The 14,679-nt window shown below is 69.3% G+C and carries 14 protein-coding genes; 12 read left to right on the top strand and 2 right to left on the bottom strand.

Translation table 11 applies throughout. From position 1 onward, the window contains the following. The first annotated feature begins 149 nt into the window (after window positions 1-149). Window positions 150-1,313, top strand: a complete 1,164-nt coding sequence (locus NP095_RS14740; protein WP_232418421.1) for a CaiB/BaiF CoA transferase family protein — start codon at window positions 150-152, stop codon at window positions 1,311-1,313. Then, entirely contained in the window at window positions 1,313-2,455 is a 1,143-nt protein-coding gene (locus NP095_RS14735; RefSeq protein ID WP_232418423.1) for an acyl-CoA dehydrogenase family protein, read from the top strand. The genes NP095_RS14740 and NP095_RS14735 overlap by 1 nt, the downstream gene beginning before the upstream one ends. Before the next feature lie 7 nt (window positions 2,456-2,462). Here NP095_RS14735 and NP095_RS14730 read toward each other — a convergent pair whose 3' ends face one another. Next, a complete protein-coding gene (locus tag NP095_RS14730) occupies window positions 2,463-3,944 on the bottom strand; it encodes an MFS transporter (RefSeq protein ID WP_232418425.1) in 1,482 nt (493 codons plus the stop codon). Window positions 3,945-4,119: 175 nt separating this feature from the next. Here NP095_RS14730 and NP095_RS14725 point away from each other — a divergent pair, with 175 nt between their 5' ends. From NP095_RS14725 to NP095_RS14680, 10 genes are all read left to right on the top strand, one after another. Next, window positions 4,120-5,133, top strand: coding sequence for an ABC transporter ATP-binding protein (locus NP095_RS14725; protein WP_232418427.1), 1,014 nt, complete (start codon window positions 4,120-4,122; stop codon window positions 5,131-5,133). After that, on the top strand, window positions 5,130-6,149 hold the full coding sequence (locus tag NP095_RS14720) for an ABC transporter ATP-binding protein (protein WP_232418429.1): 1,020 nt from the start codon (window positions 5,130-5,132) through the stop codon (window positions 6,147-6,149). Before NP095_RS14725 ends, NP095_RS14720 begins: the two co-directional genes overlap by 4 nt. Further along, the gene (locus tag NP095_RS14715; RefSeq protein ID WP_232418431.1) at window positions 6,146-7,093 is read left to right on the top strand and encodes an ABC transporter permease; all 948 of its coding nucleotides are present in this window, start codon (window positions 6,146-6,148) and stop codon (window positions 7,091-7,093) included. The genes NP095_RS14720 and NP095_RS14715 overlap by 4 nt, the downstream gene beginning before the upstream one ends. Before the next feature lie 11 nt (window positions 7,094-7,104). Beyond that, window positions 7,105-8,013, top strand: coding sequence for an ABC transporter permease (locus tag NP095_RS14710; RefSeq protein ID WP_232418433.1), 909 nt, complete (start codon window positions 7,105-7,107; stop codon window positions 8,011-8,013). Between the two features lie 62 nt (window positions 8,014-8,075). Then, a complete protein-coding gene (locus NP095_RS14705) occupies window positions 8,076-9,713 on the top strand; it encodes an ABC transporter substrate-binding protein (protein ID WP_232418435.1) in 1,638 nt (545 codons plus the stop codon). A gap of 70 nt (window positions 9,714-9,783) precedes the next feature. Further along, window positions 9,784-10,536, top strand: a complete 753-nt coding sequence (locus NP095_RS14700; RefSeq protein WP_232418437.1) for an MBL fold metallo-hydrolase — start codon at window positions 9,784-9,786, stop codon at window positions 10,534-10,536. After that, window positions 10,536-10,979, top strand: a complete 444-nt coding sequence (locus NP095_RS14695) for a Zn-ribbon domain-containing OB-fold protein (protein ID WP_232418439.1) — start codon at window positions 10,536-10,538, stop codon at window positions 10,977-10,979. Before NP095_RS14700 ends, NP095_RS14695 begins: the two co-directional genes overlap by 1 nt. Continuing rightward, on the top strand, window positions 10,976-12,124 hold the full coding sequence (locus NP095_RS14690; protein ID WP_232418441.1) for a thiolase C-terminal domain-containing protein: 1,149 nt from the start codon (window positions 10,976-10,978) through the stop codon (window positions 12,122-12,124). The genes NP095_RS14695 and NP095_RS14690 overlap by 4 nt, the downstream gene beginning before the upstream one ends. Window positions 12,125-12,164: 40 nt before the next feature. Beyond that, the gene (locus tag NP095_RS14685; RefSeq protein WP_232418443.1) at window positions 12,165-13,088 is read left to right on the top strand and encodes an SDR family oxidoreductase; all 924 of its coding nucleotides are present in this window, start codon (window positions 12,165-12,167) and stop codon (window positions 13,086-13,088) included. After that, window positions 13,085-13,945, top strand: a complete 861-nt coding sequence (locus tag NP095_RS14680) for a MaoC/PaaZ C-terminal domain-containing protein (protein WP_232418445.1) — start codon at window positions 13,085-13,087, stop codon at window positions 13,943-13,945. The genes NP095_RS14685 and NP095_RS14680 overlap by 4 nt, the downstream gene beginning before the upstream one ends. A 7-nt stretch (window positions 13,946-13,952) precedes the next feature. On the opposite strand, the gene NP095_RS14675 is transcribed toward NP095_RS14680, so the two are convergent. Continuing rightward, window positions 13,953-14,567: a TetR/AcrR family transcriptional regulator gene (locus NP095_RS14675; RefSeq protein WP_232418447.1), complete on the bottom strand. Its 615-nt coding sequence runs from the start codon at window positions 14,565-14,567 to the stop codon at window positions 13,953-13,955. Between the last annotated feature and the right edge of the window lie 112 nt (window positions 14,568-14,679).

Genomic DNA, 14,679 nt, shown 5'->3' with positions numbered 1-14,679 from the left:
ACATCGACCCGCGTCGATGTGACACTTGCGATGTCGCATTGCAGCATGCCACAGAAACATCGAGGCGTGAACCGGCTCACGGGGTGCGCTGTGCGTGCAGAACGGATGCCCTGTTGCCACTGTGACAGCGATGGTGTCAGAATCGCGGCGTGACCCAGAACACAGGACCTCTCATCGGCGTGCGTGTCGTGGAGATGGTGGGGATCGGGCCCGGACCGTTCGCCGCCATGCTCCTGGCCGATCTCGGCGCCGACGTCATCCGCATCGATCGCCCGGGTGGCAACGCCTTGCAGGTGGCACCCCCCGAGCGCGATGTTCTCGGTCGGAACCGGCCCAGCGCCGCTGTCGACCTCAAGAGCGACCAAGGCGTCGACGTGGTGCTCGACCTGATCGAGCGCGCCGACATCCTCCTCGAGGGATTCCGTCCCGGCGTGATGGAGCGGCTGGGTCTCGGACCCGACGTCGCGCTCGAGCGGAACCCGCGCCTGGTCTACGGCCGCATGACCGGCTGGGGCCAGACCGGCCCGCTGGCCGACCGCGCCGGGCACGACATCAACTACATCGCGGTGGCCGGCGGGCTCGACCCGATCGGCCGCGCCGGCGGACCCCCGCAGGTGCCGCTCAACCTGCTCGGCGACTTCGCCGGCGGCTCGATGTACCTCGTCGCCGGCGTGCTGGCGGCGCTGGCGCACGCCCGCGCCACGGGCGAGGGCCAGGTCGTCGACGCGGCGATCACCGACGGCGTCGCGCACCTGCTGGCGATGACCATCAGCATGCAGCAGGCCGGGGCCTGGTCCCCGCGCCGCGGCGAGAACCTGCTCGACACCGGCGCCCCGTTCTACGACGTGTACGAGACGTCGGACGGCTACTGGATGAGCGTCGGCGGGCTCGAGCCGCGGTTCTGGTACGCGATGCAGGAGGTCTTCGCGTCGGTCGGGCTCGGCGACCTGCCCGACCGCAACGACCCCAAGAACTGGACCGAGCTGCGCGCGACGCTGCGCGGCTGGTTCCTCAGCCGCACGCAGGCCGAGTGGACCGCGCTGTTCGCCGGCACCGACGCGTGCGTCGCCCCGGTGATGGCGCTGGAGGAGGCGTACGAGCACCCGCACAACGTCGCCCGCGGCACGTACGTCACCGAGTACGGCGTCACCCAGCCGGCGCCGGCGCCGCGCTTCTCGGTCACCGAGACCACGATCCACCGCGCCCCGGACCGTCCGGGCGCCAGCACGCGAGAGGCCCTGACCGACTGGGGCATCGAGGGTGTGGACGACCTGATCCAGAACAAGGTCGTCGTCGAGAACCAGGAGAGCTGATGCAGCGCACGCTGTTCGAGTCCGAGCACGAGTCGTTCCGCGACACCGTGCGGTCCTTCCTCGAGAAGGAGGTCGTCCCGCACCACGAGCAGTGGGAGCACGACGGCATCGTCCCGCGCGAGGTCTGGCTGAGGGCCGGCGAGCTGGGGATCCTCGGCTTCATGATGCCCGAGGAGTTCGGCGGCGGCGGCGTCTCCGACTTCCGTTACAACGTCGTGCTCCAGGAGGAGCTGACCCGCGTCGGCGCCAGCGGCGTGGGCTTCCCGCTGCACACCGATCTGGTCTCGGGCTACCTGCTCAGCTACGCCACCGACGAGCAGAAGCAGCGTTGGCTGCCCAAGTTCGTGACGGGCGAGATGATCACCGCGATCGCGATGACCGAGCCGGGCACGGGCTCGGACCTGCAGGGCATGAAGACGACGGCGGTGCGCGAGGGCGACCACTACGTCCTCAACGGCTCGAAGACGTTCATCAGCAACGGCATCAACTCCGACTTCGTGATCGTCGCCTGCAAGACCGACCCCGAGGCAGGCGCCATGGGCGTCTCGCTGATCGCGGTCGAGCGCGGGATGGCCGGCTTCGAGCGCGGTCGCAACCTCGACAAGATGGGGCTCAAGGCCCAGGACACGGCCGAGCTGTTCTTCGACAACGTGCGCGTCCCGGTTGAGAACCTGATCGGTGAGGAGGGCCGCGGCTTCATCTACCTGATGGAGAAGCTGCCGCAGGAGCGCCTGACGATCTCGGTCGTTGCGGCCGCCGCCTGCCGCACGATGATCGACCAGACGCTCGAGTACGTGAAGAGCCGCAAGGCGTTCGGCAAGCCGATCGGCTCGTTCCAGAACTCGCGGTTCGTGATGGCCGAGCTGGAGACCGAGCAGCGCATCGCGCAGGTGTTCGTCGACCGCAGCATCGAGGCGCTGAACGAGGGCACGCTGTCGATCGAGGACGCCGCCGCGGGCAAGTGGTGGACGACCGAGCTGCAGAAGAAGACCGCCGACTCCTGCCTGCAGCTGCACGGCGGCTACGGCTACATGAGCGAGTACCCGATCAGCAAGGCGTACCTCGACACCCGGATCCAGACGATCTACGGCGGCACGACCGAGATCATGAAGGAGATCATCGGCCGCTCGATGGGCATCTAGGCCACGGTCACGGGGTCTCCGAGACCCCGCTCCACACGGGGACCTGGACCCCCCGGCTCGGTGCCGGCTGCCGGGTGGCCGCGGTGATCGACACCGCCGTGCCGATCAGGCCCAGCACGCACAGCAGGGTCAGCGACCAGCCGAATCCGGCGATGATCTCGGGCGGCACCTTGTCGCCCGGGATCGAGGCCTGCAGGACGGCCTCGCCCATGGCGGGTGACAGGCCCACCGTCAGCAGGGTGAGGCCGATCGCGAGGCTCAGCACGTTGCCGGTGTTCTGGACGGCCAGGCGCATCCCGTTGACGACGCCGAGGCTGTCGTCCGGGGTGGCCTCGAGCAGCGACGTGGCGTTGGAGCCGATGAACAGTCCGGTGCCCATGCCGACCAGGACGAGCCCGGCCGCGATGGCCCACTCGGTCTGCCCGAACACGGCGACGGTCAGCAGCATCATCCCGACCTGACCGACGATCGCGCCGATCATCGAGATGTGCCGGGCGGTGCGACGCCGGGACAGCCAGCCGACGCACAGCGATCCGAGGACGCTGCCGATCGGCATGGGGAGCAGGAGCACCGCGGTCTCGACCGGGCGCAGGCCCAGGGGTCCTTGCATGTACAGGCTCATCAGGACGATCGCGGGGAACCGCCCGGCGCTGAGGAAGAACCCGGCCAGCAGCAGCAGGCCGACCCCGTGGGTGCGCAGCGTGGCGACGTCGATGACCGGGAACGGGCTCCGGCGCTCGGCCAGCACCAGCAGCGGGATCAGCAGCAGGGCGATCAGCAGGCTCCCGTAGACGAACGGGCTGCTCCAGCCGAACTCGCTCACCATCGAGATGCCCACGGTCGTCAAGGTGATGAGACCGATGACCAGGACGTTCCCCGGCAGGTCCAGGCCGGTCGCCTCACTGCGATCACGGTGCCGCCGCAGCAGGAAGAAGCCGACGGACAACGCGATCAGCCCGACCGGCACGTTCATCCAGAAGATCCAGCGCCAGTCGGTGATCTCCAGGACGAAGCCTGCGGCGATCGGGCCGATGAGGCTCGCGACGGGGAACGAGGCCGCGTACAGGCCCATGGCCGAGCCGAGCGAGTCCTTGGGGAAGACCGAGTGGATCAGGGTCGCGCCGTTGCCGAGCAGCACCGCGCCGGCCAGGGCGGCGACGGTGCGCAGTCCGATCAGCCACTCCACGGTGGGAGCGAAGCCGCAGGCCAAGCTGCAGGCGGTGTACATCGCCAGGGCGCCGAGGTAGAGCATCCGCTGGTTGACCATGTCGCTGATGCGTCCGAAGAGCAGCAGGCAGGCCGTGCTGGCGACCATGTACGACAGCACGAGCCAGCTGGCCTCGAAGTGCGAGGCGTTGAAATGACGGGTCAGTGCGGGCAGGGCGACGTTGACCGTACTGGAATTGAGGCCGATCAACATGCTGACCAGGCACACGACGAACAACGTCGACCATGCGGCAGCACTGACGCCCGAGTGTTGGCTCTTCACGGCACCTCCGGCTAGAACGTTATTCTAAAACGTCATTCTTGTATATCCCGATGTCTCATATCGCACGCAGGACGCGGGGTGGGACCGATGGTGCTGGATGTGACCCTTGACACATCAACGGCACGGCTGGATGATCAACCCATCCTAGAGTCACATTCTAGATTGGGGATCAAGGATGACCACACCAAACGGTCGGCTCGTCGACGTCGACGACCTGCACGTGGAGTTCCGCACCGGCGGCCGAACCGTCGAGGCCATCAGCGGGGTGAGTCTGCAGATCGATGCTGGCGAGACCGTCGCGGTGGTGGGCGAGTCCGGATCGGGCAAGAGCGTCACGGCGCTCGCGATCCTCGGCCTCCTCGGCAACGGCCGGATCAGCGGCGGGACGGTGACCTGGGACGGCGAGGAGATCACCCACGCCACCCGGCAGCAGCTGCGGCGGATCCGCGGGAACGACATCTCGATCGTCTTCCAGGACCCGATGACCGCGCTCGACCCGCTGTTCACGATCGGCAGCCAGTTGCGCGAGGCCATCCAGGTGCACCAGCGGCTGAGCCGCAAGGAGGCCCGGGCCCGCGCGGTCGAGCTGCTGTCGCAGGTCGGCATCCCCGACCCGGAGTCGAAGATCGACGCGTACCCCCACCAGCTCTCGGGCGGACAACGTCAGCGCGTCATGATCGCCGGGGCGCTCGCGTGCTCCCCGCGCCTGTTGATCGCCGACGAGCCCACGACAGCGCTGGACGTGACGGTCGAGGCGCAGGTGCTGCGCCTGATCCGCGATCTGCAACGCGAAACCGGCGTGGCCCTGATGCTGATCACGCACGACATGGGCGTGGTCGCCGAGATGGCCGACCGCGTGGTCGTCTTCTACGCCGGCGAGGTCGTCGAGACCGGAACGGCCGAGCAGATCCTGAGCGACCCCCGCCATCCGTACACGCAGGCGTTGCTGCGGGCGATCCCTCGCCCCGACACCCCGCGCGACGAGCCCATGCCGGCCATCCCCGGCCAGGTTCCCGGGCTCGATGTCATGCCGCAGGGGTGCCGCTTCGCGAGTCGGTGCCCGCTGTCGGACGGTGATCGTTGCCTGGAGCCGCAGGCGCTGCTGGACATCGAGGACCGGCACGCCCGGTGCTGGCGCGCCGGCACCGGCACCCCCGAAGCGGTCCACCTGGCCGGAGCGGTCCGATGAGCGCCGCGATCGCCCGGCCGCTGGCCGTGGACGAGCCGGGCCCCGCGGTCGACACGATCCTCGAGCTGGACCAGGTGGTGAAGCACTTCCCCGGTCGGCGCAAGCAACCGCCCGTGCGCGCCGTCGACGGCGTGTCGCTGTCGGTGCGCCGTGGCGAGACCGTCGGCCTGGTGGGTGAGTCCGGCTCGGGCAAGTCGACGCTGGGCCGGCTGGCGCTGAGCCTGCTGGAGCCCACGGCGGGCTCGGTCAGGTTCGACGGCACGGACGTTTCGACGCTGCGTCGCCGCGACCTCGCGCACCTGCGCCGCCGCATGCAGCTGGTCTTCCAGGACCCGGTCAGCTCGTTCAGCCCGCGGATGACGATCGAGGAGGTCCTGACCGAGCCGATGATCGTCCACGGGGTCGGGAACGCGGAGTCGCGGCGGAATCGATGCCGCGAGCTGCTCGACCTGGTGGGTCTGCCCTCGAGCGCGCTGGAGCGGTACCCGCACCAGTTCTCCGGTGGCCAGGCCCAGCGCATCGGCATCGCCCGGGCGCTGACCACGAACCCCGAGCTGATCGTGTGCGACGAGGCCGTCTCGGCCCTGGACGTCTCGGTCCAGGCGCAGATCCTCAACCTGCTGCGCGACGTCCAGCGCGAGCTCGGACTGAGCTACCTGTTCATCGCCCACGACCTGAACGTCGTGCGGTACATGTCCGATCGCATCAGCGTGATGTACCTGGGCAAGGTCGTCGAGTCCGGGCCGACGGACACCCTGATGGGCGCGCCGCTGCACCCGTACACGGCGGCACTCGTCGAGGCCGTCCCGTCGCTGGAGCGGCGGGGCGAGCTGCGGGCCCCGCTGTCGGGCGAGATCCCCAGCCCCAGTCGGCCGCCGTCCGGATGCCACTTCCACACCCGGTGCCCGCGACGCTTCGAGCCCTGCGACCACCTCGAGCCCACGCTCCTGACCTTGGGGGAGCGGTCCGCCGCCTGCCACCTGGTCGAGGGCGCGGAGAGCGGAGTCCGCGCATGATCATGTTCACGAGTCGTCGGCTCGGATACGGCCTTCTCGTCCTGGGGCTCGTCGCATCGTTCACCTTCCTGACCCTGCGGGCGATCCCCGGTGACGTCGTCAGGCTGCAGTTGGCGGACGCGCCGGGAGCCACCGATGAACAGGTGGCTCAACGAGCGGCCGAGCTGGGGCTGGACCAACCGGTGCTGAGCCAGTTCCTGACGTTCATGTCCGACCTGGTGCGGCTGGACTTCGGCACGTCCTTCGAGGACGGCCGTCCCGTACTGGAGCACATCACCGAGCGGCTGCCGGCCACCCTCGAGCTGGGTCTGCTCGCGCTCGTCCTGGGTCTGCTGCTGGGCATCCCGCTCGGCGTCGCCTCGGCGCTGAAACAGAACTCCCTGCTGGACCAGGCGATGCGGATCCTCGCCGTCGTGGGGATGTCGGTGCCGAACTTCTGGCTTGCGCTCCTGTTGATCACGTTCCTGGCGCAGTGGTTCGGCTGGTCGGCTCCGCTGGTCTACGCCAGTCCCGGGGAGAACCTGGGACAGAACCTGACTCACTTGGCATTGCCGGCCTTCGCGCTCGCGGTGGGCTCGATGGCGGGTGTGGCCCGCATGCTGCGGTCCTCGATGCTCGAGGTGCTCGGATCGAACTTCATCCGCACCGTCCGGGCCCGCGGGGCCTCGGAATGGAACGTGCTGTTCAAGCACGCGGGCCGCAACAGCCTGATCCCGGTGTTCTCGTTGCTGGGCCTGCAGGTCGGCTCGATCCTCGGCGGCACCGTGATCCTCGAGTCGATCTTCTCCATCCCGGGCATGGGCTCGCTGATCTTCGATGCGGTCCAGCAACGCGACTACCCGGTCGTCCTGGGCTGCGTGATCGTCTACGGCGGCCTGTTCATCCTCGTCAACCTCATCGTCGACGTGCTCTACGCGATCGTCGATCCCCGGATCCGTTACTGAGAAGGCATGCCATGACCATTCCCGGAATCCACGTCCTCATGCCGCGGCTCTCGCGGCGCGCCGCCAAGCCCCAGGTGCTCACGCCACGGCGAGGGATCCTGCGCTACTTCAAGGAGCAGCCCCTCGGCGCGGCCGCGGCGATCATCATCGTCGTGTTCGTCGCCCTGGCCGCGCTGGCGCCGTGGCTCGCGCCGTACAACCCGCTGGCGCAGAGCCGCGACGAGATCATGGTGCCGCCCGGCGGTGGTCACCTCATGGGCACCGACGAGCTCGGTCGCGACGTGCTCAGCCGCGTCATGTACGGGGCCCGCACCTCGCTGCTGATCTCGGTGGCGACGCTGGCGATCGGCGGGTTGATCGGCCTGGTGCTGGGCATCGTGTCCGGCTACTTCGGCGGGACCTGGATCGACACCGTCATCCAGCGCGTCATGGACTCCCTGATGGCGGTGCCGTCCATCGTGCTGCTGCTGTTCGTCGCCGCGCTGCTCGGACCGAGCATCCGCAACACGATCCTGGCCCTGGCGCTGCTGGTGGTGCCGGCGTTCAACCGCGTCTCTCGCGGCGAGATGCTGCGCATTCGCGAGGAGACGTATGTCGAGGCGGCGCGCGCGGTGGGCTGCAGCACGCCGCGGATCCTGTTCCGCTACGGCCTGCCCAACCTGATGGCGCCGCTGTTCGTCGTCACGAGCCTGCTGTTCGCGATCGTGCTGATCGCCGAGTCGGCGCTCAGCTTCCTGGGCATCGGCACACCGCCGCCGACACCGTCGTGGGGCCGGATGCTCAGCGAGGCCTCGCGCCAACTCGAGATCGCCCCCTGGATGGCGCTGTTCCCCGGCCTCGCCCTGTCGCTGTCCGTGCTCGCGTTCAACCTGCTCGGCGATGCGCTGCGCGACTTCCTCGATCCCAAGCAACGCCGATGACGACCCCGACATCTTCACCGGCCCGTTCCGGGCCGCGCCACCACTCATCCCAAGGAGACACGATGCACCGTTCCCATCGCAGGGCGAGAATCGCCGCCACACTCGTCGCCACGGCGGTCGTCGCGTCCGGCTGCTTCGGCAGCTCGTCCGGAGGCAGCACCGATTCCGGCAAGGGCGCGCTCGTCGAGGACGACGGGCCGCCGCAGTCCGGCGGGACGTTCCAGGTCGCCGGCACGGCGGATGCTCCGTCGCTCGATCCGCAGAAGGAGCCGGCGTATTCGGTCCACAGTGCCGTGGGTGCGGTGTACAGCCGACTCCTGGCGTTCAAGACGGGCCCGGACATCGACTACGGCACCAACGAGGTCGAGGGCGACCTCGCCGAGGAATGGAAGTCCAGTGACGACGCGAAGACGTGGACCGTCACCCTGCGCGAAGGTGTCGTGTGGCACGACAAGGCTCCGGTGAACGGCCGCGAGCTGACCGTCGATGACGTCGTCTGCACCTTCGACCGGATCAAGGAGATCCAGGGTCACGCGCTCGGCCTGATCTCGAACGTCGAGTCGCTCACGACTCCCGACGAGCGCACGCTGGTCTTCCAGCTCAAGACGCCCTACTCGGCGTTCGACGAGACGCTCGCCAATCCCTTCCTGGCGATCCTGCCGTGCGAGGCCACGAACGGCGGATTCGATCCGGCGACCGACGCGATCGGCACCGGCCCGTTCGTGCTCGACAGCTGGAAGCGCAACCAGGAGCGCGTCTACCTGAAGAACCAGGACTACTTCGTCGAGGGTCAGCCGTATCTCGACGGCTACACGACGACGATCATGCCCGACGCGCAGGCGCAGATCGCGGCGCTGCGCAGCGGCAAGATCGACATGATCACCACGCTGTCGACCGAGAAGCGGCAGGTGGACCAGCTGCTCAGCCAGGTCAAGGGGCTGCAGAAGAGCCAGGAGGCCGGCACGACGCAGACCCGCGTCTACATGAACGCCGACAAGAAGCCGTTCGACAAGGTCGAGGTTCGTCGCGCGGTGGCGTTGGCGATCGACAAGCAGGGCATGATCGACGGCATCCGTGCCGGTGGAACCGTCACCGGTCCGATCACCCCGAGCCTGTTCGGCGCGCTGCCGACGGACGAGGTCGAGAAGCTCGTCCCGTACGACCCCGACGAGGCCAAGCGACTGCTCAAGAAGGCCGGGTTCCCCGACGGGTTCTCCGCGAAGATGGTCGTCACGACGGGCTACGGCGAGACGATCGTCCGTGAGGCGCAGTGGGTCCAGGAGGACCTGGCGAAGGTCGGCATCAAGGTCGAGCTCGAGGTCCAGGACTATGCGACGTACGCCGGTGACACCTGGCCGAACGGCAAGTACGACATCGGGTACGGCCTGCAGACGCCGATGCTCACCGCAAACGAGTACCTGAGCACGGAGTACCACTCGCAGGGCAGCCGCAACTGGTCGAACGTCGACGACCCCGAGCTGGACGCGATGATCGACGCACAGAAGGCGATGTCCGACGCCGACCAGCGCGAGAAGGCGCTGCAGGAGATCGACCGGCACATCCTCGAGAAGGTGCTGACGCCGTTGCCGTTGTACGTCTACGACGGTCAGACCCTGTTGTCGCCGCGGGTGCGCTCGTGGAACCCCCACCCTGACTACTCGGCCCGCGAGTACCAGGACATCTGGCTGAAGCAGGACTGACGTGTGGGACGTCGACGGTGCCGCGCCTTCACCGGGTTCCCCGGTGGAGGTGGCACCGGGAATCCATCTGGTGCTCGCGCCCAACGCGAACGCGTGGACGTTCGAGGGCACCAACACCTGGGTGCTGACCGGCGGCGGCGATGCGGTCGTGGTCGATCCCGGGCCCGACGATCCGGCGCACCTCGACGCGATCGACGAGGTGGTGAAGTCCAGTGGCTCGCACGTTCGTGAGGTGCTGCTGAGCCACCACCACAACGACCACTCGGACGCGGCCACCCCGCTGGCCGAGCGCTGGTCCGCACCCGTGCGGCCCCGCGTGCAGCGCGGGGTGGTCCCCGAGGGGACGAGGTTCGACGTCGGCGGGACCGAGGCGTGGGTGCTCAGCACTCCCGGCCACACGGCCGACGGGGTGAGCCTGGTCGTGCCGGAGCGCCGGCTGGTGCTGACGGGCGACACCGTGCTGGCGCGCGTGAACCCGTTCATCAGTCACCCGGACGGGACGATCGCGGACATGCTCGCGTCGATGCGCCGGCTGGGCGGGCTGGTCGACGACGACTGGGTGTTCCTCCCCGGTCACGGGCCCGTGGTGCGCGAGCCGCGCAGCTACCTGCGCGATCGCACCAGCGACCGGCGACGGCGGGTCGAGCAGGTCGCCGGGCACGCCGCCCGGGGCCACACGTCGGCCGAGATCGCCCGTCTGATCCATCCCCATCTGGAATCGACGCGCCTGCGCGCCGCGCAGGCCTCGGTCGAGGCGATCTTGCACTACCTCTCCGAACCCCGGAGCGATCACGACTCCATCACCAGAAAGGCCCATCACTGATGTCCATCACCGACACCAAGCCGCGAGCGGACGTGGCGGAGCGCTTCGTGCCCCGCCCCACTCCCGAGACGCAACCGTTCTGGGACGGGACCGCCGCCGGCGAGCTGCGGATCCAGTCGTGCCTGAGCTGCACGGAGCCGTTCTTCTACCCGCGCACCTCCTGCCCGACGTGTGGGTCGCAGGACCTGGAATGGATCCGATGCTCGGGGCGGGGGACTCTCTACTCCTACGTCATCTCGGCGCGTCCCGCCCCCGGTTTCGACGGGCCGACGGTCATCGCCGTGGTCGAGCTGGAGGAGGGTCCGCGGATGATGACGAACATCGTCGGCGTCGTTCCGGACCCGGCCAACCTGCCGCTGGACCTTCCGGTGCGCGTGGCCTTCGAGGACCGGGGCAGGTTGCAGATCCCGGTCTTCGAGCCGGACGAGGAGGCCACCCGATGAGCGCCGACGTCGTCATCCTCGGCGCTGCCGAGACCGAGGAGGTCGGCAAGCTGCCGAACCTGTCCACCATGGAGCTGCACGTGCAGTCGGCGCGTCGCGCGCTGGCTGACGCCGGTCTTCGCCTCGACCAGGTCGACGGGATCGCTTCGGTCTCCACCGGTGGCCCCGGACCTGTCGCGGTGGCCCACGCGTTGGGCATCACGCCGACGTATGTCGACGGGACGTCCGTCGGCGGCTCGTCCTTCCTGTTCCACGTGCGGCACGCGGTCGCGGCGATCCGCGCCGGTCACGCGGAGGTCGTCCTGATCACGCACGGTGAGTCCGGCCGGTCGCGGGTCGGTGCCGCGCCGTGGGCGCGCCCGGTCGACTCGGCGATGGCCCAGTTCGAGATGCCGTACGGCGTGCTGGGCCCGCCCACGACGTTCACCGTCCCGGCGCTGCGGTTCCTGCAGGAGACCGGCAACACGATCGAGCAGATGGCCGAGGTGGCCGTGGCGCAGCGCCGGTGGTCGTCGCGCAACACCCGCGCGATGTTCCGCGAGGAGCTGACGGTCGACGACGTTCTGTCGGCCCGGCAGGTCGCCTGGCCGTTCACCCTGCTGATGTGCTGCTTGGTGACCGACGGCGGCGGCGCCCTGGTGGTGACCTCGCGGGAGTTCGCCGAGGCGCACGGGTCCGACAAGCCGCTCGTGCAGGTGACCGGAACCGGCGAGGCCGCCACGACGCCGATGGTGTCGCAGATGGAGGACATGAGCCGGTGCCGCCAGTTCGAGCTGTCCAGCCAGGCGGCGTTCCGCGAGGCCGGGATGGGCCCGTCCGACATCGATCACCTGATGATCTACGACGCGTTCGCGCACGTCCCGCTGTTCGGTCTGGAGGACATGGGCTTCGTCGGCCGCGGTGAGTCCGGCGCGTTCGTCGCCGAGGGCAACACCTCGCCGGGCGGGTCCCTGCCGATGAACACCAACGGCGGCGGACTCTCGTACACCCACACCGGGATGTACGGAATGTTCGCCATCCAGGAGTCGGTCCGTCAGCTCAGGGGACAGGCCGAGGCCCAGGTCGAGGACGTCGAGACGAGCCTCGTGCTCGGCAACGGCGGCATGTTCATGAGCGCCGCGACCCTGGTCCTCACCCGCGGATAGCCCGCGGCGCCCCCATTCCACGTCCAGCACAGGAGGAAGCATGTCCACAACTGACCGTCAGGTCGTCATCATCACGGGAGCTGGCCGAGGTCTCGGCCGCGCCCACGCCCTGGAGTTCGCCGAGCGCGGTGCCGCGGTGGTCGTCAACGACCTCGGCGCCTCGCTCGACGGGACCGGAACCGAGCAGGGCCCCGCCGAGGAGGTCGCCGAGCAGGTCCGGGCCCGTGGCGGCGAGGTCCTCGTCAACGGCGACGACATCAGCGAGCCCGAGGGCGCCGACCGGCTGCTGGCCGCCACGCTCGACGCGTTCGGCCGCGTCGACGTCCTGGTGAACAACGCCGGCATCCTGCGCGATCGCACGCTCATCAACATGACCATCGACGAGTGGGACGCGGTGATCAAGGTGCACCTGCGGGGCACCTTCGCCCCCATGAAGGCGGTGGCGACCCACTGGCGCGAGCTCGCGCGGGCGGGTGAGCAGGTCGACGGGCGCATCATCAACACCACGTCCTCGTCGGGCATCTACGGCAACCCGGGCCAGAGCAACTACGGCGCCGCCAAGGCCGGCATCGCGGCGATGACCATCATCGCCTCGCGTGAGCTGGCGCGGTACGGCATCACCGTCAACGCCATCGCCCCGGCCGCGCTCACGCGGATGACCGAGGGGCTGCGCACGGATCGCCCCGAGATCCCGGAGGGGGAGTTCAACCCGGGAGCGCCCGAGAACGTGTCGCCGCTGGTGGCCTGGCTGGCCAGTCCGGCGGCGAAGGAGGTGACGGGCCGGGTGTTCAACGTGCGCGGCGGTCACGTCAGCGTCGCCGAGGGCTGGATCGCGGGTCCGGGCGTGGAGGAGCAGCGCCGCCTGACGGTCGAGGATCTCGACACGATCCTGCCGGACCTGCTGGCTCAGGCCAGGCCCAACGCCCTGATGAACGGCAAGGTCCCGCAGGAGGTCCCGGCATGAGCCTCAACCATGACGTGGTGGGAGTGCGCTCCGACCCGGTCGAGAAGTCCTGGACCAGCACCGACGCGCTGCTCTATGCGCTCGGTGTCGGCGCCGGTCACGACAACCCGCTGGAGGACCTGGCGTACACGACCGAGCACGGACCGCCCGATGGCGGCGGTCAGAAGGTGGTGCCGTCGTACGGCGTGATGCTGACGTGGGGGACGCGCGGGCGCAAGCTCGGCGACTTCGATCCGGCGATGCTCGTGCACGCCGAGCAGGCGATCGAGCTGCATCGGCCGTTGCCGCCGCAGGGCACGGTCTCGATCACCTCGACGGTCACCAGCATCGAGGACAAGCGCAGCGGCGCCCTCGTGCGGTCGGCGGCTGAGGCCGTGCTGGTCGAGACCGGCGAGCCGCTGGTCACCTCGCGGTCGGGCATCTTCATCCGCGGCGAGGGCGGGTTCGGGGGCCAGGCCACCGCGGCGCCGGACGACACCGTGCCCGACCGGGACCCCGACGAGCGGATCGTCACGGCGTCGTGGCCGGGGCAGGCCCTGCTCTACCGGCTCAGCGGCGACCGGAACCCGCTGCACAGCGACCCGTCCTTCGCGGCGCGGGGCGGCTTCCCGCGGCCGATCCTGCACGGACTGTGCACGTACGGCATCACGTGCCGATCGCTCGTCGACGCCGTGGCCAAGGGCGACGGCGACGCGATGCGCTCCATGTCGGGTCGCTTCTCGGCCCCGGTCCTGCCGGGGGACGAGCTGACGGTGGAGGTGTGGGACGTCGATGCCGGTCTCGTCGCGTTCCGGGTGCGACGGACCGACGGAACGGTGGTCATCGATCGTGGCCGGGCCGGGTTCTCGCTCGGCTGACTCTCCGTCAGTCAGGGCCGGGGTTCAGGCGGCGGATCAGCTCGACGGCATGTCGAGCGACCCGCTTGGCCTGGGCCACGGTCTTGCACTCGGCGGAGAACCGGGCCGCCTCACCCACGAGGCTGGTCAGCGACGCGACGGTCATCCGGTCCTCGACGCTGTTGCCCAGCCCCAAGACCTTCAGGTTGCGCCGAACCCACTCCGCGCTGCGTTCACGGCGCAGGGTCTCGAACCCGGGCGGGGCGTCCCCGGAGTAGAAGATCGGGAACAGCCGGCGGTCGCGCCAGACGGCCTCGAGGTAGGCCAGGGTGCCCGCCTCGAACTGGGCCAGCGGGTCGGTCGTGCCGGAGTTGCGCATGTCGGCGACGGCGCCCGCGGCGGCTCGCGCCAGCCGGGCGACGTAGTCCTCCCAGAGCGCGGTGTACAGCTCGGCCTTGCCTCCGAAGTGGTGGTAGACGCTGCCGACGCTCGACCCGGCGCGCTCGACGACGTCGGAGATCCCGGCCTGGGTGTAGCCCTGCTCGATGAACACGTCGGCGGCCGCCTCGAGGACCTGCCGACGGGTCTCCTCGGTCTTGGCCCAACGGCGTCCGCTGGGGCGCGTCGATTCGGGTGCGGGCATCGGTGCTCCGGTCATTCGGCATCAGGGCTGGTTCAGCATAGGCCGAATCGCCCCTTGACGGCAGGGAAAGCGTGCGTGATGCTAAACACAGTTCTAGAGGGAAGTTCTAGAA

Source organism: Aeromicrobium duanguangcaii (assembly GCF_024508295.1).
Lineage (GTDB): Bacteria > Actinomycetota > Actinomycetes > Propionibacteriales > Nocardioidaceae > Aeromicrobium > Aeromicrobium duanguangcaii.
This window is presented reverse-complemented; position numbering and strand designations above follow the sequence as displayed.